28 protein-coding genes and 1 tRNA gene are annotated in these 24806 nt (G+C 40.1%); 15 read left to right on the top strand and 14 right to left on the bottom strand.

Annotated features, from left to right (window positions below):
* Positions 1–69 precede the first annotated feature (69 nt).
* From ACFSR3_RS03825 to idi, 5 genes are all read right to left on the bottom strand, one after another.
* Positions 70–143 (bottom strand) — tRNA-Thr (locus tag ACFSR3_RS03825).
* Positions 144–224: 81 nt separating this feature from the next.
* Positions 225–491, bottom strand: a complete 267-nt coding sequence (locus ACFSR3_RS03830) for a hypothetical protein (protein ID WP_114757374.1) — start codon at positions 489–491, stop codon at positions 225–227.
* A 55-nt stretch (positions 492–546) separates the two neighbouring features.
* Positions 547–1512, bottom strand: a complete 966-nt coding sequence (locus tag ACFSR3_RS03835) for a type I phosphomannose isomerase catalytic subunit (RefSeq protein WP_379819800.1) — start codon at positions 1510–1512, stop codon at positions 547–549.
* A 23-nt stretch (positions 1513–1535) separates the two neighbouring features.
* Complete coding sequence (locus ACFSR3_RS03840; protein WP_379819801.1) at positions 1536–1946, bottom strand: 6-carboxytetrahydropterin synthase; 411 nt, start codon at positions 1944–1946, stop codon at positions 1536–1538.
* A 63-nt stretch (positions 1947–2009) separates the two neighbouring features.
* Complete coding sequence (idi, locus tag ACFSR3_RS03845; RefSeq protein ID WP_114757377.1) at positions 2010–2537, bottom strand: isopentenyl-diphosphate Delta-isomerase; 528 nt, start codon at positions 2535–2537, stop codon at positions 2010–2012.
* A gap of 130 nt (positions 2538–2667) precedes the next feature.
* Between idi and ACFSR3_RS03850 the strand changes: the two genes are divergently transcribed.
* The 3 genes from ACFSR3_RS03850 (at position 2668) to ACFSR3_RS03860 (ending at position 4791) form a co-directional block, all read left to right on the top strand.
* Positions 2668–3534, top strand: coding sequence for an AraC family transcriptional regulator (locus tag ACFSR3_RS03850; RefSeq protein WP_379819802.1), 867 nt, complete (start codon positions 2668–2670; stop codon positions 3532–3534).
* A gap of 76 nt (positions 3535–3610) precedes the next feature.
* A complete protein-coding gene (locus ACFSR3_RS03855; RefSeq protein ID WP_379819803.1) occupies positions 3611–4330 on the top strand; it encodes a siderophore-interacting protein in 720 nt (239 codons plus the stop codon).
* Positions 4331–4398: 68 nt separating this feature from the next.
* On the top strand, positions 4399–4791 hold the full coding sequence (locus ACFSR3_RS03860) for a DUF1398 domain-containing protein (RefSeq protein WP_379819804.1): 393 nt from the start codon (positions 4399–4401) through the stop codon (positions 4789–4791).
* Between the two features lie 52 nt (positions 4792–4843).
* On the opposite strand, the gene ACFSR3_RS03865 is transcribed toward ACFSR3_RS03860, so the two are convergent.
* Complete coding sequence (locus ACFSR3_RS03865; RefSeq protein ID WP_379819805.1) at positions 4844–6154, bottom strand: ABC1 kinase family protein; 1311 nt, start codon at positions 6152–6154, stop codon at positions 4844–4846.
* A 1-nt stretch (position 6155) separates the two neighbouring features.
* A complete protein-coding gene (locus ACFSR3_RS03870; RefSeq protein ID WP_379819806.1) occupies positions 6156–6815 on the bottom strand; it encodes a TetR family transcriptional regulator C-terminal domain-containing protein in 660 nt (219 codons plus the stop codon).
* Between the two features lie 231 nt (positions 6816–7046).
* Between ACFSR3_RS03870 and parS the strand changes: the two genes are divergently transcribed.
* The 5 genes from parS to ACFSR3_RS03895 all read left to right on the top strand — a co-directional run bounded on the left by parS (position 7047) and on the right by ACFSR3_RS03895 (position 10456).
* A complete protein-coding gene (parS, locus tag ACFSR3_RS03875; RefSeq protein WP_114757383.1) occupies positions 7047–7475 on the top strand; it encodes a type II RES/Xre toxin-antitoxin system antitoxin in 429 nt (142 codons plus the stop codon).
* Positions 7472–7933: an RES family NAD+ phosphorylase gene (locus ACFSR3_RS03880; protein WP_379819807.1), complete on the top strand. Its 462-nt coding sequence runs from the start codon at positions 7472–7474 to the stop codon at positions 7931–7933. The genes parS and ACFSR3_RS03880 overlap by 4 nt, the downstream gene beginning before the upstream one ends.
* Before the next feature lie 11 nt (positions 7934–7944).
* Positions 7945–8772 carry a helix-turn-helix domain-containing protein gene (locus ACFSR3_RS03885; protein WP_379819808.1) on the top strand — a complete coding sequence of 276 codons (828 nt, stop codon included), beginning with the start codon at positions 7945–7947 and terminating at the stop codon, positions 8770–8772.
* Between the two features lie 144 nt (positions 8773–8916).
* A complete protein-coding gene (ygiD, locus tag ACFSR3_RS03890; RefSeq protein ID WP_449267417.1) occupies positions 8917–9747 on the top strand; it encodes a 4,5-DOPA-extradiol-dioxygenase in 831 nt (276 codons plus the stop codon).
* A gap of 1 nt (position 9748) precedes the next feature.
* On the top strand, positions 9749–10456 hold the full coding sequence (locus ACFSR3_RS03895) for an alpha/beta hydrolase (RefSeq protein ID WP_379819810.1): 708 nt from the start codon (positions 9749–9751) through the stop codon (positions 10454–10456).
* Between the two features lie 42 nt (positions 10457–10498).
* Here the strand turns inward: ACFSR3_RS03895 and ACFSR3_RS03900 are convergent, their stop codons facing one another.
* From ACFSR3_RS03900 to ACFSR3_RS03915, 4 genes are all read right to left on the bottom strand, one after another.
* Entirely contained in the window at positions 10499–12112 is a 1614-nt protein-coding gene (locus tag ACFSR3_RS03900) for a serine hydrolase domain-containing protein (protein WP_379819812.1), read from the bottom strand.
* Between the two features lie 206 nt (positions 12113–12318).
* A complete protein-coding gene (locus ACFSR3_RS03905; RefSeq protein ID WP_379819813.1) occupies positions 12319–13884 on the bottom strand; it encodes an NAD(P)/FAD-dependent oxidoreductase in 1566 nt (521 codons plus the stop codon).
* Between the two features lie 111 nt (positions 13885–13995).
* Positions 13996–15051, bottom strand: a complete 1056-nt coding sequence (locus ACFSR3_RS03910) for a DUF2891 domain-containing protein (RefSeq protein ID WP_379819814.1) — start codon at positions 15049–15051, stop codon at positions 13996–13998.
* 32 nt (positions 15052–15083) lie between these two features.
* Positions 15084–15563, bottom strand: coding sequence for a hypothetical protein (locus ACFSR3_RS03915; protein WP_379819815.1), 480 nt, complete (start codon positions 15561–15563; stop codon positions 15084–15086).
* 161 nt (positions 15564–15724) lie between these two features.
* Between ACFSR3_RS03915 and ACFSR3_RS03920 the strand changes: the two genes are divergently transcribed.
* Complete coding sequence (locus ACFSR3_RS03920) at positions 15725–15961, top strand: hypothetical protein (protein ID WP_379819816.1); 237 nt, start codon at positions 15725–15727, stop codon at positions 15959–15961.
* A gap of 168 nt (positions 15962–16129) precedes the next feature.
* Here ACFSR3_RS03920 and recQ read toward each other — a convergent pair whose 3' ends face one another.
* Positions 16130–18325: a DNA helicase RecQ gene (gene recQ, locus ACFSR3_RS03925; protein WP_114757391.1), complete on the bottom strand. Its 2196-nt coding sequence runs from the start codon at positions 18323–18325 to the stop codon at positions 16130–16132.
* A gap of 88 nt (positions 18326–18413) precedes the next feature.
* Between recQ and ACFSR3_RS03930 the strand changes: the two genes are divergently transcribed.
* The 5 genes from ACFSR3_RS03930 to ACFSR3_RS03950 are packed head-to-tail and all read left to right on the top strand — an operon-like array spanning position 18414 to position 21866.
* On the top strand, positions 18414–19379 hold the full coding sequence (locus ACFSR3_RS03930; protein WP_379819817.1) for a KpsF/GutQ family sugar-phosphate isomerase: 966 nt from the start codon (positions 18414–18416) through the stop codon (positions 19377–19379).
* Positions 19379–20215 carry a twin-arginine translocase subunit TatC gene (gene tatC / locus ACFSR3_RS03935; protein ID WP_379819818.1) on the top strand — a complete coding sequence of 279 codons (837 nt, stop codon included), beginning with the start codon at positions 19379–19381 and terminating at the stop codon, positions 20213–20215. The genes ACFSR3_RS03930 and tatC overlap by 1 nt, the downstream gene beginning before the upstream one ends.
* Positions 20208–20570 (top strand): carboxymuconolactone decarboxylase family protein, encoded by a 363-nt coding sequence (locus ACFSR3_RS03940; protein WP_114757392.1) that lies wholly within the window; start codon positions 20208–20210, stop codon positions 20568–20570. Before tatC ends, ACFSR3_RS03940 begins: the two co-directional genes overlap by 8 nt.
* A gap of 12 nt (positions 20571–20582) precedes the next feature.
* Positions 20583–21368: an LPS export ABC transporter ATP-binding protein gene (lptB, locus tag ACFSR3_RS03945; protein WP_114757393.1), complete on the top strand. Its 786-nt coding sequence runs from the start codon at positions 20583–20585 to the stop codon at positions 21366–21368.
* Between the two features lie 48 nt (positions 21369–21416).
* Positions 21417–21866 carry a GNAT family N-acetyltransferase gene (locus tag ACFSR3_RS03950; protein ID WP_379819819.1) on the top strand — a complete coding sequence of 150 codons (450 nt, stop codon included), beginning with the start codon at positions 21417–21419 and terminating at the stop codon, positions 21864–21866.
* Between the two features lie 145 nt (positions 21867–22011).
* On the opposite strand, the gene ACFSR3_RS03955 is transcribed toward ACFSR3_RS03950, so the two are convergent.
* Positions 22012–22872, bottom strand: a complete 861-nt coding sequence (locus ACFSR3_RS03955) for a glycoside hydrolase family 25 protein (RefSeq protein ID WP_379819820.1) — start codon at positions 22870–22872, stop codon at positions 22012–22014.
* 4 nt (positions 22873–22876) lie between these two features.
* Positions 22877–23629, bottom strand: coding sequence for a CDP-alcohol phosphatidyltransferase family protein (locus ACFSR3_RS03960; RefSeq protein ID WP_379819821.1), 753 nt, complete (start codon positions 23627–23629; stop codon positions 22877–22879).
* Positions 23630–23732: 103 nt separating this feature from the next.
* Between ACFSR3_RS03960 and ACFSR3_RS03965 the strand changes: the two genes are divergently transcribed.
* A complete protein-coding gene (locus ACFSR3_RS03965; RefSeq protein ID WP_449267416.1) occupies positions 23733–24806 on the top strand; it encodes a putative type IX sorting system protein PorV2 in 1074 nt (357 codons plus the stop codon).

Here is a 24806-nt window from a genome sequence, read left to right on the forward strand (position 1 = left end):
AACTGTCAACTTATAACTAAAAGTCATAAAAACACAAAAACCGCTTAGTTTCCTAAGCGGTTTTTATTGAGCCGATGGAGGGACTCGAACCCACGACCTGCTGATTACAAATCAGCTGCTCTAGCCAGCTGAGCTACACCGGCGTTCTCAATACGGGTGCAAATATATAGTGCGGTTTTGAATTTTGCAACTATTTATTGCCCCGTTTTATTGATTTTTTTTGCTTACAGCGCGTTGATTTTCTCAACTAATTGTGTAGCAGAATCTTCAAGCTGTTTATTGATAGCTCTGAAGTGTGCTTTTTTATTTTCTACGTTTTTCTGGTTTACTTTAGCGATCAGGCTGTCGAAAAGTACAATAGCCTCATCTATAAGCGCTTCAGTTTTTTCAGTTGGTTTTCCGCCTGTTGCTATTTCCCAAACATAAACTGCCTCGATAATATCTCCTAATACGAAATTGATGTCTTTCTTTAAGTTTTTTACGCTTGCCATCTCTATTTTGTTTTTAAATTGTTTGCAAAGTTAAGCTTATTCTTTGATTATGCTGTTAAGAAATACCTATTTCTAACAATGTAGCCTCTCCCGAAAGAAGATAAACCTTTAACGACGCGGGAATAAGCACGGTATCCCCTTTTTTGAAATTATGCTTTTCGCCATTAGCTTCAACAGCAAATTCGCCTTCCGTACAAATATAAACCGTAAAGCTGCTGCCGTCTTTACTCACACCCGTACTGCCATTAAGCGGCAGGTAACTTGTAGTGAAATAAGGGCATTCTACCATTACGTTAGCCCGGTTCTCTACCGTGGTATAATGTTTTTGGGTATCGGTAGTATTGTAGTTCATGGCATCAAGCGCCAACTCTACATGCAACTCACGGGAATTGCCGTTAGCATCTACCCTGTCCCAGTCATATATCCTATAGGTAATATCAGAAGTCTGTTGAATCTCGGCAATAACAATACCGGCACCAATAGCATGGATGGTTCCGGTTTCAAGGAAGAATACGTCACCTTTTTTTACCGGTACCTCATTTAGTATATCAATAAGGCTTTTGTTCTCTAAATGCTCAAGATACTCTTCAGGGCTTGATTTTTGCTTAAAGCCAACAATAATGCGTGCGCCTTCATCAGCCTGCATAACATACCACATTTCAGTCTTCCCGAATGAATTATGACGGGCTTTTGCCAGTTCATCATTAGGATGCACCTGAATGGAAAGGTCATCTCTTGCATCAAGGAATTTAAACAACAGAGGAAACTCCTTACCAAATTTCTCGTGTACTTTATACCCCAGCACTTCGGCAGGGAACTGCTCTAACAAATCGGTAAGTTTTTGTCCTTTATAGTCGCCGTTAGCCACAACGCTTACATTGCCTTTTACATCGCTAAGTTCCCAGCTTTCACCGGTAGTTTCAGTAGGCAGATTGTCTTTACCAAGGTCGGTTCTTAATTTAGTCCCACCCCATATCCTGTCCTGCAGGATGGGTTCAAAGACCAGCGGATACAATTTCATTATATATGTTTTTTGGATTTGGATTATTCTCCTCTGTACGTAACAAAATTGCGTGGCGTTTCATACAACACCACCTCAATATCCATTGCGCTGTCTATGCGCCTTCTTATCCTGTTCCATATCACTACTGCAATATTCTCGGCAGTAGGATTCAGGTCGGCAAAGTCTGGCACATCAAGATTAAGGTTCTTATGGTCAAAAGGCGTTTCTACCTCATCAGCAATAATATCCTTAAGTATTTTTATATCGATAACATACCCTGTTTGCGGATCGATCTCTCCGGTCACGCTTACGATAAGCTCATAATTATGCCCGTGAAAGTTTGCATTGTTGCACTTACCGAAAACAGCGTTGTTCTGCTCATCACTCCAGTCTTTACGATACAGGCGGTGGGCAGCATTAAAATGGGCACTTCTGCTTACGGTTACTCTCATAATTGTCTATTGACTATTTTATATTTTTTATAGGCACTGCTAACTGAATACTGCGACTGCCAACTATAATTTATGGTCTTCTAAGAAATGATAAAATTCATCAAAAATAATCCTGAACCATACGGTATATAATTCGGGATGCAGTTGCATATCTTCTTTTACAGCCTCAATGCTCATCCATTTCCAGCTTTCGGCTTCATCAGTATTAATATCCGGGGCATCATTATAATACCCTATCATCACGTGGTCAAGCTCGTGTTCAGTAAGGCCATTATCAAACGGCGCTTTATAAATGAATGAAAAAAGCTCTTTAAGTTCGGTTTCAAACCCCATTTCTTCCTTAAGCCTACGCATTCCTGCCTGAATATTTGTCTCTCCTTCACGCTGATGGCTACAGGTTGTGTTTGTCCATAATAATGGAGAATGGTATTTATGAGCCGCACGCTGCTGCAGCATAATCTCGTTTTTGGAGTTTAGTATGAAAACCGAGAAAGCACGATGCAGTAAAGCCTTTTCATGAGCCTCCATTTTAGGCATCAGCCCTATCTGTTCATCGTTTTCGTTTACGAGTATTACCTGTTCTTCTGTCATAGCTTTCTAATAGTCTTCAAAAATAAGAAAAACTTTGCGGATAACAGACCGTTTAACGTTTTGATAGCAGGAGTTGACAATATTGTATATATTTTAAAAAACCATACATTTATAATCCCATAATTTTGCTATGAAAACCATCAAAAACATCCCCATAAATAAACAGGACGCCCGTGCTGTGGGAGGTATTGATCTTGATTATATTTCTTTTGAAGATGTAAAAAAAGAAGTAGGACCCGAAGACTATATGCAGGAGCATATGGACGACCACTATATCTTTCTGATAACCCTACAAGGAACATCGGTCTTTCATTGCGATATGGAAGATTTTGAGCTTTCAGCAAAAGGCCTTATGGTGGTAAAACCTTTTCAGGTACACGCACCAAAAGAAGCAAGCAATGATGTAAAGGGATTTTTTATGTCGGTAGAGTCTTTCCTCATACCGAACCATCTACGTGATATGCTGGAAAATCTCTCGGCACAGCAGCAATATGCCAAATTTGAAGAAGGTGAAGGCAAAGATCTTGAAGATACGGCTGCATTACTACACCAGACATTCACTTCCGACAACCCGTATAAATCCATAATCCTTAACGGCCTGCTTACAGCCTTTTTGAGCCAGGCCTGTGCATTGTATTATAAAAAAAGGAACGTAAAAACTAAACCAAAAAGTCAGGCAGCCATTATAACCTTCAAATTCAAAGAATTGCTTGAGCAATATTCTTTCCTTCAATTACCATCATTCTATGCCAAAAAACTTAATATCACCACATCACACCTGAATCACTGCCTAAACGTAACTACAGGATTATCTGCAACTCACTGGCTACAGAACACAATGATTACTGAAGCCAAGAAGCAAATATACTATACCGATGCCGATATTAAGGAAATTGCCTATGTGCTTGGGTATGATGACCACACTTATTTTTCACGTCTTTTTAAAAAGATAACAGGCCAGACGCCTTTATCATTCAGAAAAAAATTCCGCGAATAGTCCAATAATTTATATGATTCGTAAAATGGATTTTTAAGCCTGTTGACGGTACTTTGCACCAGCAATTAATCACAACATGAGCATTATACAATCTATTATCAACAAAACGTTCCGCAGTGCAGAACTAATTTATAAAGAACAGATAACACCAACTACCTACCACATCAGGATAAAAATAAATGGAGACAACCTAAAGAATTATATTCCGGGACAGCAACTAAGGGTATTGGTTGGACTTGACAATATGATGTCACTTTCTAATCTGGTTCGTTCCTACTCCATCTGGTATTATGACGAACTTACAAACCAAGCCGATCTTGCCGTGTGTACTTTCTCAAACGGACAGGGAGCAAAATGGGTTCAGAACCTTGAATATGGCGATACTATCTACTTCCGCGGACCGGAAGGAAAGTTCACATTAAGTCCTGATGCCGACAATCATTTGTTTTTAGGAGATATTTCTTCACTGGCACACCTTTACGAACTTAACCGCCACACCGGTCTCATGGCCAAAGCCTCGGGAATAGTTTATTCTTCAAGTAAAGAACATTATTTTGATGATATATATCCAAAACGAAACTTTGGTTTCCTTGAATCGTGTGCCAATACACTGGAAGACCTTATTGCCGAAATTTCATGGAGTGGCGTCCGTAAAGAGAATACTGCAGTATACATAGCCGGTGAAACCTCAATCTGTGTTGGCCTTCATAACTATTTTAAAAAGGAACTGAATTTTTCACCAAAGCAAATAAAAACAAAACCGTTTTGGCATCCTGATAAAAAAGGACTGGAATAAAAACATTTACCTTAACCTATACCTCTGTATTTAATTTTTGTACCTTTAATACCCTAAACTTGAGTAGTATGTTTACATTAGACAAAATCAAACAGGCACACTCAAAAGTTAAGAGTGGTGCCGATTTCCCCCAGTATGTTCAGGATCTTATAAAGCTGGGAATTATCCACTACAACACCTATGTAAAAGACGGCCATACCGTATATTGGGGCAGCGACAATTACAGGGTACAGTCTCCTGCGGTTTATGAACCTAAAACAATAGCCGACAAAGGCGATAAAAGCAGCTTTATCCACCATCTAAATGCCCATCAGGCAGGAGAAACCGATTATCCGACCTTTTGCAGCCAATGTGCTCAGGATGGTGTCGAAAAATGGGTTGTAGACATGGTTGAGATGACCTGCACGTATTTTGATAAAACCGAACACAATATGCTCGAAGAAGAGATACCTGTGCCTTAAAATAATAAATGCCACGTTATAGCGTGGCATTTATTATTTTCAATATTTTTTATCATACAGTAACATACCCTTTATAGGTACTTACATCTATAGCTGCTTTTAAGTCAAACAACAGGCTGTACAATCCGAAAAATGTGCGGTTAACATAAATAAAGTGTTTCGATCCACGATTACCATTCATTTTTCTGAGTGTTTTGTCATTTGCAAACTTTTCGCTAAGCCCCGCTATAGCATCGCTGAATTTTGTATCCGAAAAATCAAAATTATCCTGTTGAAAAGGCTCAGTGAATACTGTTAGCAAGTCGTGGAACAGCGTAGAGAAAAACTCTACTTCTTTAGCTGAATCAGTTTTTTTCAGGATTTCAAGTTCGTACAGCTTATCATTAAAAAATACCGGATCATTTAGATTTTCTTTTTTAGCCAAATCAAAATAAGGCACATAAAAAGCATCAGGTATTTTTTTCATACAGCCAAAATCAATAACCATCAGGTTAGCATCGGCATCCACAAGAAAATTCCCCGGATGCGGATCGGCATGAAAATATTTAAGTTCATGTATCTGATACATATAGAAATTCCATAATGCCTGTCCTACTTTATTTCTTTTTTCCTGAGATGTTTCCATCTTACAGAATTCAGAAAGATGAATACCTTCCATCCAGTCCATTGTAATAATCTTCTCGCACGAAAGCTCCGGATAATATTTAGGAAATCTCAAATTCTCAATGTGAGAACAGGCTTCTCTTATCATTTCACTCTGCTTTAGTTCCAGCACATAATCAGTTTCCTCTATAAGTTTATCTTCCACTTCTTTGAAATATTCGTCAGAAGCTCCCTGAAGGTTGAACATACGAATCGCTATTGGTTTTACCAAAGCAATATCAGTACCAATACTCTCCCTTACACCTGGATACTGTATTTTTACAGCAAGATTTTTCCCGTCTTTTTTAGCACGATGCACCTGCCCTATACTTGCAGCATTAATAGAATCGGCACTAAATTCGTCAAACAGCATGTGCGGCTCCTTACCAAAATAGCTCCTGAATGTTTTCATCACCAATGGTGCCGAAAGCGGCGGTACCGAAAACTGGCTCAGTGAAAATTTCTCCACATACGACTGCGGGAGCAAATTTTTTTCCATACTCAGCATCTGTGCCACTTTGAGCGCGCTACCTTTCAATTCTTTAAGCCCGTCATATATATCCGCAGCATTATCTTCATGCAGCTGATCTTTTGTCATCTCAGGATTAACAATTTTCTGCCCGTAATATTTAAGGTAATTCCCTCCTACCTTTGCACCAGTGGCAACCAGTTTGGTAACCCTTTCAATCTTATTTGTGGGAATAGAATCAAGCCTTTTCATATTATACGGTAAATTTTTCTTTCCAAACAAACTTTCCAAGGTCGAAAAGGCTGCTCAACGGACTGTTGTACACAAGATCTGACGACGCCTTAATTGATTTTTCAATATACACATCGGTCTTCTCAAACCCCGGTGAGGTATCTTCCATCCAAAATTTAAAGATAGATAAGAACTGTAGCCATGCTCCTTCACTCAGCGCTCTGCCCTGAAGCTTGTTTGCCCTTTCATCACCTGCTTGTACGGGCTTTTCAAGCACCGCTTCCGCATACACTAAAAATTCAGCACGCAGTGATTTCAGTTTTTTCACATTCTTTAGTCCGAGACCTCCCTCCTCCATCATATAGACTATAAAGCTTCTGTTAGCTGTAGCCATTTCAAAAAAGGTAAAATAGAATGCCGAAAGTTTTTCTACGCCGCCATATTCCGCATAGGCCGGCGACTGCTGCAATACATTAAGTGAATGATTAAACATTTCTGCAAAATAAAAATGCTCCAATGAGTCAAAAGAAGTGAAAAATTTATAGAATTCAGCCTCATCAAAACCATTTTCTTTAGAAAACTTATACACTGATGCCGGCTTATGCCCATTCATCAGGCAATAATCTGAATATTTATCAATAATATCAGATTTAGAAACTTGTATTATTTTTTTAACTGCCATGGCAATAAATTTAGTCCTGACAAATTTGACCTGTTATTAAACCTGCAGGACGGTTAATAGTTTTAAATACAGGTAAATGTACACAAAATCCATGCTAAACCATCACAAAGTTTCATTTTTTTCTGAAATAAAAATAACTTTAACATTTGCCATATTTGAAAAATTTAACGACAAATGTCGATAAACTAAAAATAGTTTCGTAACTTTGTCATTATCAAATTCTGAAGCCCCATGGAAGCGATTGATCTTTTCAGCAACAACATCAGTTACAATGCCATTGATGATAAAAACATTATGTCGTTGATATCACTGGTACGTCAGGGAATACAATTCCCCGTGTTTGTAAACTTTATGGAAAAAAGCCCGTTCGACCTTGCCGAATGGTCAGGCTTTTTGCATGTCTCTGAACGTACCATGCAACGCTACAAAAAAGAAGAGCGCACCTTTGATGCCCTTCAGTCAGAAAAGATAGTAGAGATAGCTCTTTTGTACAAAAAAGGAATAGAAGTTTTTGGCAACAGCCATAACTTTGATACCTGGTTAAACACCCAAAACCTTGCCCTTGGCAAAATAAAACCCAAAGAGCTTTTTGACAGTTCTTTCGGAATAGGCCTCTTAAAAGATGAGCTTATAAGGATCGAACACGGGGTACTGGCATGATAGTTTTCCGACTGAGCAAAGAAGTATATGCCAATGACCTTAGTGGACGCGGTGCCGAAAAAGCCGGTGGCCGCTGGAACAGCAAAGGTACTGCAATGGTATATACCAGCGAATCACGTGCACTGTGTACTACAGAAATCGCTGTACATACGCCCCTTGGCATATTGCCAATAGATTATGTACTTATTGCGATTGAGATTCCCAACACGATACAGATTACTGAGATAAAATCTCCCTCCCTCCCTGAGGACTGGAAATCGCTCCCTCATGCCCATTCAACACAGGAAATAGGAGATATATTTGTAACCGAAGAAAAGACAGCCGTACTTAAAGTACCATCTGCAGTTGTACAGGGCGAATTCAATTACCTTATCAATCCTTCCCATAAAGACTTCAAAAAGATCAAAGTAAAACTTATTGAGCCCTTCGATTTTGACGAGAGACTTTTTATAAGATAACAAACTCAGTAATGGACCAGTTATTTAAAATATACCGTCTTACCCCCGAAGAAACCCTTCGCATTGCTACGCTGCCTAACAATCCGCACAATCACGACTACGAAGAGCTTATCATAGCAATGGAAGGCGAACTGGAACATTTTATAGACTTTGACACCAACACCTACGCAGCACCTTTTGTAAGCTTTATTACCAAAGGAAAAGTACACAGGGTAAAACCTGCACTAAAAGATGGCAAATGCGATATGTGGGTAGTACGCTTTAAAAGCGAATTCATTCCCGAAATTACTTTTAGCCTCTATTCATTTTACCACAACTATGCTACTATTACAACCCAAAAAGACGATTGTTTTAACCGCCTGGTTACACTTTGTGAAATGATGGACAGGGAATACAACATGCCACAACCTAATCTCTCTATCATAAAGCACCTGCTTTCGGCACTGTTCATGATGATTGAGAATGAAAGGAAAAAAGCGGATCCTGAAAATGACCTCCTAAAGACCAACAGCATTACCTTTAAAAACTTCCTTGCCTTGCTTGAAAACAATTTCAGGAGGCCGGAGGGTGTAGACTTCTATGCCGAAAAGCTGTTTATGTCGGCGCGAAACCTTAACCTCATCTGCCAGCAGATCATGCAAAAAAGCGTATCGGAGCTTATAGAAACCCGAAAACTTATTGAAGCAAAGAACCTGCTTATCTACACCGATAAGACAGTTTCTGAAATAGGTTTTGAACTGGGATATAATGAGAAAGCCTACTTTACAAGGGTATTTAAAAAGCGTACGGGTCAGACCCCTACCGAATTTAAGGAAGATATGCAAAAGCTCATTTCCTGATTGTACTACGTTTTTACCTAAAACTGTTACCCGCTGCACAGCAGTATTGCTGAACTTTGTACTATAATTTTAAGGATTATCATTATGGATCGCAAACAGTTTTTACAGAGCATAGCCGCATTGCCATTTGCAGACGCAGGAGTAATGGGCCTTAGCGAATTAGGAAAACTATCCCAAAATATAGAAAATAAAGGCGTTACTATGCCGGCCCTGTTTTTAGGACATGGCAGCCCTATGAATGCCATTGAAGAAAATGAATTTGTTGCCAACTTCAGGAAAATTGCCAAACAAATACCTGAACCTACAGCCATACTGTGTGTATCGGCACACTGGGAAACAAGAGGCACCTTTGTAACTGCAATGCAGAGTCCGCCAACAATACACGATTTCGGAGGATTCCCTAAAGCACTTTTTGATGTACAGTATCCGGCTCCCGGAAGCCCGGAACTGGCAAAACAAACGCAACAGCTTGTTACCTCTGCCCATGTAGAACTGGATGATAAATGGGGACTGGATCACGGCGCATGGTCGGTTATAAAACACCTGTACCCTAATGCCAATATACCTACAATACAATTCAGTATCGACTATACCAAGCCGCCGCAATACCATTACGAATTAGGTAAGGAGCTTGCAACATTGCGTAAAAAAGGCGTGCTTATCATCGGTAGCGGAAACATTGTACATAACCTGAGGATGCTGGACTGGAAGAATATCCATACTGACAACTTTGGTTTCGACTGGGCGTTTGAAGCCGACAATAAAATTAAAGAGTATATAAAATCGGGCGACCACAAGTCGCTCATCAATTTTGCTTCACAGGGAAGAGCGTTTGAACTGGCTATTCCATCGCCGGAACATTATTTGCCTTTATTATACACACTTGCTTTAAAGAGCGAAGACGAAGACGTGAGTATCTTTAACGACAAGGCTGTAGGAGGCTCACTAACCATGACTTCCGTTAAGATCGGATAACATGAAAGCTACACTAACTTTACTCTTAACATTAATGACCATGACACTACAGAGCCAGGAAAAGGCTTCACTTCACTATATGGTTCGTGAGCCAAAAATAAAAACTGCTCACCCTCCTGCTATCATACTCATGCATGGGGTAGGCAGTAATGAACACGATCTTTTTAGCCTTGCCGATCAGTTTCCTGATAACTTCCTTGTGATATCCGCACGCGGACCGCTTACCCTAAGCACAGGAAGATATGCTTGGTTCCATGTTGATTTCGCAACCGGAAAACCTGTGATCAATTTTGAAGAACAGGAAAAAAGCCGTCAGCTTATTGCAAAGTTTGTAGGCGAAATGAAAGCAAAATACAGCTTTGACGAAAAGAATATCTTTTTAGGTGGTTTCAGCCAGGGAGGGATTATGTCCTACAGCGTTGCGCTTTCCAATCCGGGACTGGTAAAAGGCATTGCCGTAATGAGTGGCAGGCTTTTGCAGGAAATACGTCCAATGGTACAGCCCTCTAAAGAACTAAAAAAACTGAAAGTTTTTATCTCACACGGCATTGAAGACGAGCTGCTGACCATTGACTATGCCCGCGATGCTCAACAATGGCTGGAGAATAAAGGCATTACACCCGAATATCATGAATACTACGCCGCACATCAACTTCTGCCACAAATGACTACTGATATGCTAAAATGGCTTCGTAAAACGTCTATTTAACCACCCTGTCCCCTTTTGCATCTATGCGGAGGGGATTTTTATTTAGATCTTAACGAACTCAAGGTTTTTAACTCTTACATGATTGAGTGTAAATCCCATAACCTCATTATTATTACGATGAAATGTCAATACTATTGAAGGCCCAATATAAACAGTATCTTCCTCTATCACCGAAACCTGTTTAGGGTTCTGCCCATTCAAACTGTAAAATAACTTCCCCTTTTGCTGAGAAAAAGTATACTTTGCATTTAATGAGCTGCAAAAATAGCTTCCTTCAAAACGGCTAAAATCAGGGAAATCATAATTTTCTGCACGTTTAAAAGGCATTGTCTCTCCTTCCTGAGTCAGTTTCATAGTCTGCGCCTTACCACTGATTATATCCTCAAATAAAAAATCAGCACCCGCCTGAGCTAAGGTAAAAGAATTCTGTCCCGTTGCTGGGATATCATAGTTGGAGCCATCCCAGAATTGCAAAACATGTATTGCGTTTTCGGCCACAGTAATTTCAAATAGCATTCCTTCAGCCTCATAAACACCTGAATATTGTTCAATTTTTTCACCCGGCACCTTTACAACTACAGGTTTTTCTACTGCCGGCCATGAATATTTAAACCCGAAAAGCTGACTGGTAATAGCCTTCTGCATACTCAATACATTAAAATCACCCCTATTGGTAAAGACAATGATATCAACATTTTCATCAGGAAAATAACTCATATCAGAATGGTAACCATCCAGATCACCACCATGATGAATAGCCTTTTTACCACTCAAAGCCTGAAAAAACAAGGCATTTGAATAATATACCTCTTTACCTATTGTATACTTTTGTCCATTAAGCATAACATCCCAAAAAGCAGTCCCAAGCACTTTTTTGCTCTGCATTTCAGAAAGCCACTTTAGCATGTCGCTCGTTGTAGAAAACATTCCACTTCCACCGGGTACTCCCGTATCCTTATCAATTTCTGTGTATGTAACATCATCCATCTTATAACCTATAGCAGCATTCCTCAGTGTTGCAACCCCACGGTGATAATGGGTATCTTTCATCTTTAAAGGCTTAAAGATATTTTTCTCTGCAAACTTACTTATAGGCATTCCCGACACCTGCTCAACAATCTGAACCAGGCACCAATAGTTTGAGTTACTATAGCTCCAATCCGTTTTGGGTTCAAAATTTAAAGGGGTTGCTTTCAGCATATTCCTTATATCCTCATTTGACAAGACATTTACCTCCTTACCTCCTATCCAGAATGCAGTTCGGTAATCCACAAGACCCGCAGTATGGTTCAGCAGGTCCTGAACAGTTATCTTTTGCGCATACTCAGGAAAATCCGGAAAGTATTTAGCAAGATTGTCATCAAGCTTAAGTTTGCCTTTTTGCGAAAGCATAACAACACAGGCAGCAGTAAACTGCTTGGTATCGGAAGCAAGATTAAATAAGGTTTTGTTATTTATCAGTTCACCTTTGGCGATATTAGCATAACCACCGCTTTTTTGGTAAATGACTTTGCCATCCTTACTAACCAATACAGTAACACCCGGCGAACCCGGTTTGTTATAGGACGCCAGAACCGAATCTGCTACTTTAAAATTGTATTGGGAATAAACTGAAAAGGAAAATACAAAAAGGAAAAGGGTAACTATTTTTTTCATCGGTGATATGTAGGAAAATTAATCTGTTTGCGAATATAAAAAAATATGCCGACTTAAAAACAAAATCAACCTTTAACTGTAACCAAAAACATTACATAATAAAAACTAAAAAAGAAACATTAATTTACAAAATTCTGAATTTCAGACTTTTGACCAATTATAATTTTACGCACAAAAATGGCGTTTTGAGAGCAAAAAGAGTAATATTAGGCGAGGCTTTCGGCGCACTTTATGGCACATTTTTCGCCATCAATTGCCGCTGAAATGATACCACCTGCATAGCCCGCACCTTCGCCGCAAGGATATAATCCTTTGATTTGCAGATGCTCGTAAGTAAAATTATCTCTTGGGATACGCACCGGTGATGAAGTCCTTGACTCCGGAGCATGTAAAATAGCCTCATTGGTCAGGTAACCGCGCATTGATTTGCCAAAATCAACAAATCCCTGACGCAACACCTGGGTAATGAACCCCGGAAATACCTGCCCTAATTCCACCGAGGTAGTACCCGGCACATAAGAGGTTTTAGGTATATCAGCCGATACTTTAGACTGTGTAAAGTCGACCATACGCTGCGCCGGAACACGCTGTGTTTCACCGGCTAAATGCCATGCTTTCTGCTCTATAGCCTTTTGGAATTCCATTCCGGCAAGAGCGCCATGCTTGGCAAAAGGCTTGAAATCTTCAAGTTTAAGTTCTACCACAATACCTGAATTGGCTGTCTCCTGATCACGTTTTGAAGGCGACCATCCATTGGTTACCACCTCTCCCGGACTGGTAGCACAAGGCGCTATCACCCCACCCGGACACATACAGAACGAGTACATTCCCCTGCCATTGACTTGTTTTACAATAGAGTACGGTGCCGGAGGAAGAAACTCTCCCCTGCCTGTATTGTAATCACAACTGTATTGTATACTGTCTATCAGTGCTTGAGGGTGCTCTGCACGAACACCAAGGGCAAAAGGTTTCGCTTCTATGAATATCTTTTTACGGTCTAAAAGTTCAAAGATATCACGGGCAGAATGTCCCGTAGCCAATATTATTTTTGAGGCGTTTATTGTATCACCATTTTGTGTTACAACGCCTTCCACTTCACTATTTTTCACCAAGATATCCACCACACGGGTATCGAACAATACCTTACCGCCAAACTCAATGATCTTCTCGCGCATTGACTTGATGATCTTCGGCAGTTTGTTCGTACCAATATGCGGATGGGCTTCCACCAGTATCTCTTCGCTTGCACCAAAGCCTACGAATAGTTCAAGGATACGGTCTACATCACCACGCTTTTTAGAGCGTGTATAGAGTTTACCATCAGAGTAAGTTCCTGCACCACCCTCACCATAACAGTAGTTAGAGTCTTCACCAACAATATGATCACGGTTTATAGCCTTCAGGTCACGGCGACGCTCCTGTACATCCTTACCACGTTCCAAGACTATTGGTTTCAGTCCAAGCTCGATAAGTTGCAATGCAGCAAACAAACCCGCTGGGCCCGCACCAATGATAATGACCTCCTGCTTATTGGAAACATCTTTATAATCAGGAAGCTGAGCTTTGGTTTCGATATAATCTTCATTCCAGTATACAGCTACCTTAAGGTTGATCTTAATCGCTTTCTGACGGGCATCTATAGAACGCTTAATGATAGCCACATGGCGTATCTCCTCAGGTTTTACCTGCATGAGTTTAGCAATATGGTTAACTAACAATGGTTGTTGTGCGGCTACTTCGGGCGCCACCTGTATCTGAAGTTCTCTTGGCATGGGGCAAAATTAATGAATATTTTTAAATTTGACCTCACCCCTAACCCCTCTCCAAAGGAGAGGGGAAAAAGAGCATATAAATCTTCGGACATCGGACTTCCGACATCCTGACTACTCCTTCATCTCAAAGGCATACAACGCAAACGACGCCAGCCAGTGTTCGCCTTCATAGTTACCATCGGTTATTGAAGGCAATGAATATTTAAAATGGGCATCAGCCAAAGGCTTTAAGTGCCCAAGTTCTTTAGGGTATTGTTTTACAAGTGTATATAAATTCCAAGCACGGCTAAAGTTAAGTCCGTCAAGATGTACCAAATGACCATCGGTACGGTCGGAAACTTCTCCCGGTTTCCATGTAAACTTTTTGTCGAATAATGCCGGAGCAAAGTCCTTAAGCCATTTCAGGAAATCTTTAGCAGGCATAACACGCTGCATAATACCTATCTCTTCCATACAGGGTGAAAGGAAATCGGTACCGCTTGGCTCCCATGCAAACGGGCAATCAATATCATTCTTAAACAAACGAAGCGCATTCGTTCTGATACTTTGCTGTAAAGTTTGATTATTGGCATGAACCGCATAATCCCATGCAAGGTTAAGCCCAAATGCCGTACTGGTATGGGTACCGACACGTATAGGGTAATTCAGTTTTGGCAGGAATTCAGTATAACGTTCTGCTAAAAGTGTCGTAAGCGGTTGCAAGTTAGCAGCCAGTTCTTTAGCAAAAGGCTCATTGGATGTGTTTAATTCCTGTTGCAGTTTCAGCAGCCATGCCCAGCCATACATACGCTCGTATGACTTTTCATGTTTCTTATTCAGATAAGCTACCTCCTGTGCTATATTTTCTTTTGACAGGTTTATTTTTAGCTTATTGATAATTTCTTCACGACCTTCAAGATTAGGGAATTTCTTTAGCAGATAGACAAGGCTCCAATGTCCGTGTACCGAAGAATGCCAGTCGAAACACCCATAAAAAGCAGGGTGCAGTTGTTTTGGTGACTGAATTTCTGAGGCATCTGCTAAAAGCTGGCTTAGCTTATTTGGGTATTCCTGCTGAAGGCATTTTACAGGAAGTTTTGCAAGGGCATTGGCCTGTTGCAGGTTTAGTTCCTGTGCAGATGTTATGGTTATTGAAAAGAGAAAGGCGGTTAGATATAGATGTTTCATTAGTGTTATATTGGATTTTATAAAAATATAGATTAAACTTGATTATACTGTTTTAAAACTTTTCTTTCCAAATCATTAGACTGCCATATTTCTATTCTATAATAATCATTATCTGTATCATTGGCCAAATCAGACTCTTCAACACTAATAAAATTTGAACCATAGACTCTTATTCTATAATTACCCGGATCAACTTTTAATGACAACTCCAAACTACCATTTGGACAATCAATGATTTGCAGTTCTCCTGACCGAATATTAATCCCACCTTCAACGACATGGTCATATTGTTCATAATCTGTATTCTCTGGGGCATTCTCTAATATTTCAATCTCACCTTTAACATCTCCCCAGCTTTGAATTCCGACTCCAACAACACCGTTTTCAAGTGCTAATCGATCTGAAAAAGCTTTTTCAGTCCAAAAATTGGAAGATCCAGTATCACCTTTGTTCCCTTCATCTCCCAAGTAGAATTGGTTATAAGATGTATAAAAATTAAAATAGTGCTTCATTTATGTTATGTTTTATCTCCTGCAAAGTTTTCAAAACCTTGTAGGTATGACCGGCATAAATATAAATACTTTACCATAATTAAAACCTACAAGGTTTCAAAAACCTTGCAGACTGGCTAAACTTTGTAACTTTGCAACTCAGCTACTTTGCAACTTAAAAAATGAGAAAAATAAAACTGATATGGGATTTCCGTGGGGAAGCCGGAGCCAAAACTGCCGAGCACCACGAGATACACCTTAAAGAATATATCGCCATAGAAAAACTACCACTTAACATCACCGGATTTGATATCCTGTCTGATATGCATGCCATTGCATGGATGGTTGTGACCGATGAGCACATGATACAGGTTCGCGATGCACTGAAGCCACATAGAGGGGAATTGTACGAAGGATAGTGTTCAGTGTTCAGTGTTCAGTGTTCAGTGTTCAGTGTTCAGTGGAAAACAGTAAACTTCAATCTCATATTGTATAGAAACAAAAAATCCTGAAGCAATTCAGGATTTTCTTTTATATTTTTTTTCGTGTGTGTGTTTCAAACTGTAAACTGTGACTGCGACTGAATACTAATTAGCCACTTCACTGATAAACTTAATACGCATAAGGCGTAGCTCTTCAGTATCATAATCGCCATCAAATTCTTTCAACGCATCTTTGATGCTGTCGGATTCTGACTCCATGTAGTAATCATGGATTTCCTCCTGCTGATCCTCATCAAGAATATCATCGATCCAGTAACTGATATTCAGTTTGGTTCCGGAATAAACAATCTGTTCCATTTCTTTAAGCAGCGCATCCATATCCAAACCTTTCGCTTTAGCGATATCATTTAGCGAAAGCTTCCTGTCAATATTTTGGATAATGTATAACTTAAGTCCTGAATTGGCCCCTGTCGATTTTACTACAAGATCATCCGGTCTCATGATGTCGTTATCTTCAACATAACGCGCAATCAGTTCAACGAAGTCCTTACCATATTTCTTGGCTTTACCCTCACCTACTCCGTGTACGTTACCCAACTCATCGATACTGATAGGATATTTAAGTGCCATATCTTCAAGCGAAGGATCCTGAAATACCACAAACGGAGGTACCCCTAGTTTTTTTGCCACTTTTTTACGAAGCTCTTTCAGCATACCCATAAGCACTTCATCAGAAGTTCCTGAAGATTTAGCCGCCGTAACGGTAGCCTCTTCCTCATTCTCGTTATAATCATGATCTTCACTCATCATGAACGATTTTGGATTCTTTATAAAATCTTCCCCTTCGGCAGTAAGCTTCAGTACACCATACGTCTCAATATCTTTAGAGAGATACCCCTCGACTAATACCTGACGTATAAGCGCCATCCAGTATTTTTCGTCATGGTCAGAACCGGAACCAAAATACGATTGCGAATCGGTCTTATGCGCTTTTATAACGGCATTGATCTTACCTATAAGGGTAAAGATAACTTCTTTGGATTTATACAGCTGATTGATATTTTTTACCACTTTCAGCAATGTCACTACCTGATCCTGAGCTTCAACTTTTTTCTTAGGATTACGAACATTGTCATCCATATCGGCACCTTCGCCATTTACCTCGTCAAATTCCTCACCAAAATAGTGCAGCAGGAATTTACGTCGCGACATCGAAGTTTCGGCATAAGCCACAACTTCCTGAAGCAGTGCAAAACCTATCTCCTGTTCTGCTACCGGTTTGCCCGACATGAATTTCTCAAGCTTTTCGATATCCTTATAAGAGTAGTAAGCCAAACAGTGGCCTTCACCGCCATCACGTCCGGCACGTCCGGTTTCCTGATAGTAGCTCTCTAATGATTTAGGGATATCATGGTGTATTACAAAACGAACATCCGGTTTATCGATACCCATACCAAAAGCAATGGTAGCCACAACTACATCAACATCTTCCATAAGGAACATGTCCTGATGTTTGGCGCGGGTTTTGGCATCAAGGCCGGCATGATACGGTACGGCACTAATGCCATTTACCTGTAATACCTGTGCTATCTCTTCTACCTTTTTACGGCTCAGACAGTAGATAACGCCCGATTTTCCTTTATGTTGACGAATAAAACGAATAATATCCGATTCAACGTTCTTGGTTTTAGTACGAACCTCATAAAACAGGTTAGCCCTGTTAAACGATGCTTTAAAAGTATTCGCATCGGTCATTTCGAGGTTTTTCAGGATATCCTCCTGTACTTTAGGCGTAGCAGTAGCTGTAAGCCCTATAACAGGTACATCGCCCAACTGGCGAATAATACTCCTCAGGTTACGGTATTCCGGGCGAAAGTCATGCCCCCATTCCGATATACAGTGAGCTTCATCTATGGCTACGAACGAAAGCGGTACGCTTTGCAGGAAACTGACATATTCTTCTTTTGTCAGTGATTCCGGAGCAACATAAAGCAATTTCGTCAATCCCGAAGAGATGTCCTTCTTAACCTGATTAATTTCTGTCTTAGTAAGCGAGGAATTAAGTACGTGTGCAATACCGGGCTCAGATGAAAGGCTCCTGATGGCATCCACCTGGTTTTTCATAAGCGCGATAAGGGGAGAAACTACGATTGCAGTTCCGTCAAGTGCCAGCGCAGGCAATTGGTAACATAATGATTTACCGCCACCTGTAGGCATAATAACAAATGTGTTGTGGCCTGAAATAATACTCTTTACAACATCTTCCTGAAGGCCCTTGAATTTGTTAAAACCAAAATATTTTTTTAACTCTTTGTGCAAGTCAATTTCGGTCGATTTCATTATTTATTAATAGTAATTTACATAAATTTGCAGAACATAAAGATACAAAAATCTTTAACACGCACAACTTTTTAAACATTTCACAAGTTTGATAAATAGAGACGTAATATTGGCTTCTGCCAAAAAAACTATACTTTCTGAAAGTGAGAGCATTGCTAACCTGGTACAATTCCTTGACGACGATTTTGCCAAAGCAGCCGAGATAATTTACAACAGCAAAGGAAGGCTTGTAGTTACCGGAATCGGCAAGAGTGCCATCATTGCCCAAAAAATCGTTGCAACCCTTAATTCTACAGGAACTCCATCAATATTCCTGCATGCTGCCGAAGCCATTCATGGCGATTTAGGCATTGTACAGCCCGGCGATGTGGTTATCTGCATTTCAAAAAGCGGCAACAGTCCTGAAATCAAAGTATTGGTTCCTTTGTTAAAACGTTTTGGCAATATTCTTATTGCAATGACGGCCAACAAATCTTCTTTCCTTGGAAAAGAATCCGACTATTTACTTAATGCGTATGTAGAGTCAGAGGCTTGTCCTAACAACCTTGCCCCTACCAACAGTACAACAGCACAGCTTGTATTAGGCGATGCACTGGCTGTTTGCCTTATGGAGATGCGCGATTTCAGAAGTGAGGACTTTGCTAAATACCATCCGGGAGGTGCATTGGGCAAAAAGCTGTTGCTTCGCGTAGGTGACATGCTTGACGACACCCACAAACCTCAGGTTAGTCCTGATTGCAGCATTAAAAAAGCCATAGTGGAGATTTCCGAAAAAAGGCTCGGCGTTACTGCTGTAATTGAAAACGAGAAAATTGTTGGTATCATTACCGATGGAGATATCCGAAGAATGCTGAATGACAGGGATAATATTGCTGGAGTGACGGCAGCGGATATCATGACCCGCAACCCGAAAACAATAAAAAGTACCGACATGGCTGCAGATGCCCTTAATACCATGGAGAATCATTCCATCACCCAGCTTGTGGTAGCCGACAATGGCGAGTATAAAGGCATACTGCATTTACATGATATCTTAAAAGAAGGAATAGTATAATGGCTAAACAAAAGAATAATGCTGGTGAAATGTCATTCCTGGGCCACCTGGAAGAACTGCGCTGGCTATTGGTAAGAAGCTCTGCTGGTATTATAATCGGAGGATGTATTGCCTTTGCTTTTAGTAGTTTTATCTTCGATCAGATTATATTCGCTCCTGTAAAAGGTGACTTTATAACCTACCGAATTTTTTGCGACCTTGCTAATAAATACGATCTCGATAAAAGCTTTTGTATTCAGGAGCTGCCTTTTGAGATACAGAGTAGAACAATGGACGGCCAGTTTACCACTGACATCTGGACATCAATAACTGCAGGTTTCATTCTGGCTTTCCCTTTTATCCTTTGGCAGTTCTGGAAATTTATCAGCCCGGCCTTATACGATAAGGAGAAAAAATATGCTGTTGGCTTTATTGTCATGACATCGCTACTTTTCTTTATAGGCGTAATTTTTGGACATTACCTAATTACACCATTGTCCTTAAACTTCCTGGCCAACTACAAGATTAGTGACGTAGTTAAGAATGATATCGACCTGGATTCGTATCTTAGTCTTGTAAAAACAACAGCAATATCGTGCGGACTTGTATTTGAGATGCCTATAATTATGTACTTCCTTTCTAAAATAGGACTGGTTTCGGCAAATTTCCTTCGCACATACAGAAAATATGCAATTGTTGTCATACTGATCATTGCCGCTATAGTCACTCCTCCTGATGTGGTGAGTCAGACTATAGTATCGATACCACTACTTATCCTTTATGAGGTAAGTATCTTTATCGCGGCACGAATCGAAAAAAACAAAGCAAAACTAGAAAAGGCAGAAAACAATGGCTGATATAGTAAAAGAATTCAACGAGTACCGCCAAAAAATGAACGAAAAGCTCCTGGCGGACGACAATAAGGTTATCAAACGTATTTTTAATCTTGACACCAATGCCTATATGGAAGGTGCGCTTGACGTAAAAACCAAAGAACTTTTAGGCCTTGTGGCTTCTGTAGTGCTTCGTTGTGATGATTGCGTAAAATACCACCTGGAAACCTGCCACAAAGAAGGACTTACCAAAGCCGAGGTAATGGAAGCTTTAAGTATCGGCACGCTTGTTGGTGGTACTATTGTTATCCCTCACCTGCGCAGGGCTTACGAATTTTGGGAAGCGCTTGATGAGAGTGCAGGCAACACAACTGTTTAATACAGGACATACATGAAACTAAGAGCAGAGAATTTAATAAAGACATATAAAGGGCGAAGTGTTGTAAAAGGCATCTCGGTAGAAGTTAATCAGGGTGAGATCGTTGGACTTTTGGGTCCAAACGGTGCCGGAAAAACAACATCGTTCTATATGATTGTTGGGCTTGTAAAACCTAACAGCGGCAAGATCTTCCTTGATAAGACCGAGATTACCGATTTTCCGATGTACAAACGTGCACAGCATGGAATTGGCTATCTTGCACAGGAAGCTTCGGTATTCAGAAAGCTAAGTATTGAAGACAACATCCTGAGCGTGCTGCAGCTTACCAACCTGTCTAAAAAAGAACAGGAAGCAAAAATGGAAGCACTTATCGATGAGTTCTCGTTACAGCACATCCGCACTAACCGTGGTGACCTGCTTTCGGGTGGTGAGCGCCGTCGTACCGAGATTGCACGCGCACTGGCTACCGACCCTAAATTTATCCTTCTGGATGAGCCTTTTGCAGGAGTTGACCCGGTTGCCGTTGAAGACATTCAGCGTATCGTTGCACAGCTAAAAGACAAAAATATCGGTATCCTGATAACGGATCACAACGTACAGGAAACCCTTGCCATTACCGAAAAGAGTTACCTTATGTTTGAAGGAGGTATTCTAAAGGCGGGAGTACCTGAAGACCTGGTTCAGGATGAGATGGTACGTAAGGTATATCTTGGGCAAAACTTTGAGCTTCGACGCAAGAAACTGGATTTCCATAAGGAGCCAAAAGCTTCGGAGATTCCAGATGAAGAAAAATTTTAAATACTATATACAGCGCGGTTCATCCGCGCTTTTTTATTGCCAATAATTATGATACGATTAGTACGAACCAACTCCACCAATACTGACTTTCAAAAACTGGTAAAAAGCCTTGACGCCTACCTTGCCGATCGCGATGGTGACGATCATGCCTTTTATGACCAGTACAATAAAATTGACACCATAAAGAATGTTATTGTGGCATATGAAAACGAAACGGCAGTAGGCTGCGGCGCTTTTAAAGAATATGAAAAAGGAACGGCAGAAATAAAAAGAATGTTCGTTCCCGAAGAAAAACGTGGACAGGGAATCGCCTCAAAAATGCTTTTAGAACTCGAAAAATGGGCTCTGGAAGAGGAATTCCAAAAATGTATACTGGAAACCGTAGCCGATTCCGGAGCTGTAACACTCTATAAAAAAAGCGGTTACAAAATAATCCCGAACTATGGACAATATGCCGGAATGGAGAAAAGCTGCTGTATGGAGAAAATCTTAAAATAATTGAAAAATACCCATTATTGGGTATTTTTTTTAGATAGACGCTTTCCTACTTTTGAAAAACAAACCAACCAACAAATTACAATCCAATCAACCAATTTTATACGCCAAAACAAAAAAGCATTCCACCCAACCGGAATGCTTTTTTTTATTTACAGAGACGTTTCAGCCCCTCCATATTTCCATTATAGATATCCACATCTATCATCCCTTTAATACCTTTCAGTTCGCCTTTATCAGTAAACTGCCAGATAAGCCAGTCGTTGCGTATCTCATCCTCAAAAAAACTGTAGCTTGCTACCCAAAGATCATAGCCTTCAAACTCTTCTTTAAGGAAATCGGTATAAAAACTTTCACCGCTATAAATTATCGGTTTCATCCCATAATGATCCTCTACCTTATCAAGCCAGCGTTTTAAACCCACCTGAAGACTATCCAGACTTTGCCCATTCGGTATCTTTTCTATATCCAGCACCGGAGGCAGATCACCTTTAGAAAGCGTCACATTCTTTATAAAATTATCAGCTTGTTTTAATGAGTTCTCATCAGGACGATAATAATGATAGGCACCCCGAAGATAGCCTTGCTCTTTAGCCCCAATCCAGTTGTTTCTGAATTCACCATCAACTTTATTCTTTCCGGCTGTAGCGCGAACAAATACAAACCCCAAAGGAAACTCATCATTATTATTCCTTAGCGTTTCCCAGTCAATCTTATCCTGATAGTGCGACACATCAATTCCAAAAACCTTTTCTTTATGGCGCTCTACAATCTCGTAGATGCGTAGGTTTTCAATCTTTCGTTCTTCCTTAGATAATGCTTCTACACGTTTATCGGTTTTAAAGCCGAGCCAGTATAAAAACCCATGACGGTACTGGTAGGCCATTGCTACCAAAAAGCCACAAAACAACAAAAGGGCAGAATACTTAAGTATCGTGCCCTGAGTTATTTTTTTAGAATTTTTTCTTGATTTCGTCCTCCTTACAGGTTTAGACGGCTGGCGCTTCATAATATTATTTTGCGTCAGGTTTAGTAAGGAACATATTATTTATTACCGACAATAATACATACGATAGTATGATCAGCGGAATACCTATATACTGAAAGAAGAATAGCAACAATACTGACAGTACCAGGAATATGAATTGTATTTTATTTGTTTCCCAGTTAAAGTATTTAACCTTAAGAGAAAACAACGGAATTTCAGCATTAAGCATAAAAGCACTAAGCACTGATATCCCCACAAGCACATACGGATTGCTAAGCATATCGAACACAAGACCTGTTCCATCAGAATGCGCCTCAATAACCGGAAGGCTCAATATAAATAAAGCATTGGCAGGTGTTGGCAAACCAATGAATGAATCTGTCTGACGGGTGTCGACATTAAATTTAGCCAACCTGTAGCATGAGCCTAACGTAATGATAAAACCAGCATAAGGCAATAACCCAAGATAAAGATTATCTGAACTCAGGTTATATTCTCCCTGATACTCGGCGATATCCGAAAGCATCTTGTAAACTACCATTCCGGGCACAACACCACTTGTTACCATATCGGCCAGCGAGTCCAGCTGAAGCCCGATGGCACTCTGCACTTTTAATATCCTGGCAAAGAATCCGTCCCAAAAATCAAAGAATATACCTATGAAGACCCATACGAACGCCATTTGATAATGTCCGTCGAAAGTATAGATAAGTGCTACAAGTCCGGCTGCAAGATTACACAGCGTAATAAGATTAGGAATATGATTCTTAAATGCCATAGTGGGTTTTATTTTTTATAAGCACAAAGTTAACACAATAAGTTAATAGAAATGGAGTTTAGTAATTGAGAATTTTATGTCATATTTGCACAAAATAACAGCATTGAGAAAGATATTTTTTGTTTTAACTTTATCACTTTCCTTTTTTACTTATAGCCAGACAGTTAGAAAGTACTCCAATGAATTCATGAATATTGGTGTAGACGCAGCTGCCCTGGGTATGAGCAATGCTGTTACGGGCCATACAGCCGATGTAAATTCAGGATATTGGAATCCGGCAGGGCTTGTAAACATTGAAGACAAGCAGCTTGCCCTGATGCATGCCAGCTACTTTGCTAATATTGCCCAATATGACTATGCTGCCTTTGCTATGCCGATAGATAATCAAAGTGCATTTGGTATTTCAATAATTCGTTTTGGTGTAGATGACATTCTTAATACTACCCAGCTTATTGACAGTGAAGGAAATATCGATTACAATCGTATAAGCCTGTTCTCTGCTGCCGATTATGGCGTAACGATTTCCTATTCACGTAAACTTCCGCTGGACGGTTTCAACTGGGGTGTCAATGCAAAGGTAATCCGCAGAACCATAGGAGAGTTCGCTAACTCATGGGGGTTTGGTTTTGACTTAGGTTTCCAATATGAATCAAAAAACGAATGGAAAATTGGATTGATGCTTCGTGATATCACCACCACTTATAACGTTTGGCAGATTGATGAGGAAGCTTACAATACAATAAAAGACGCTGTACCGGGAGAAAACCAGGAGTTACCCGAAACAACTGAGATCACACTTCCAAAAGCTCAGTTTGGGGTTTCTAAAAAATTCATCTTCCATTACGACTACAGCCTTTTGGCAGCTGCCAACCTGAATATGCAGTTTGCACAAACCAACGACATTATCTCTACTGAGGTAGTGAGTATCGATCCTGCAGTTGGCTTCGAATTTGGTTATATAGACCTTGCTTTTTTAAGGGCTGGTGTGGGTAACTTTCAAAACCTGAAAGACATTGACGGAAAAAGTTCATTAAGCTTTCAGCCTAATATTGGGCTAGGTTTCAAATACAAAGGTATCGAAGTAGATTATGCCCTCACCGACATTGGCGACCAGAGTGCTGCCTTGTATTCTAACATATTTTCCCTTAAAGTTGATTTAGGAATTTTCAGAAGATAA

It is taken from the genome of Flavobacterium suzhouense (assembly GCF_042684765.1).
In the GTDB taxonomy this organism is placed as follows: Bacteria; Bacteroidota; Bacteroidia; order Flavobacteriales; family Flavobacteriaceae; genus Flavobacterium; species Flavobacterium suzhouense.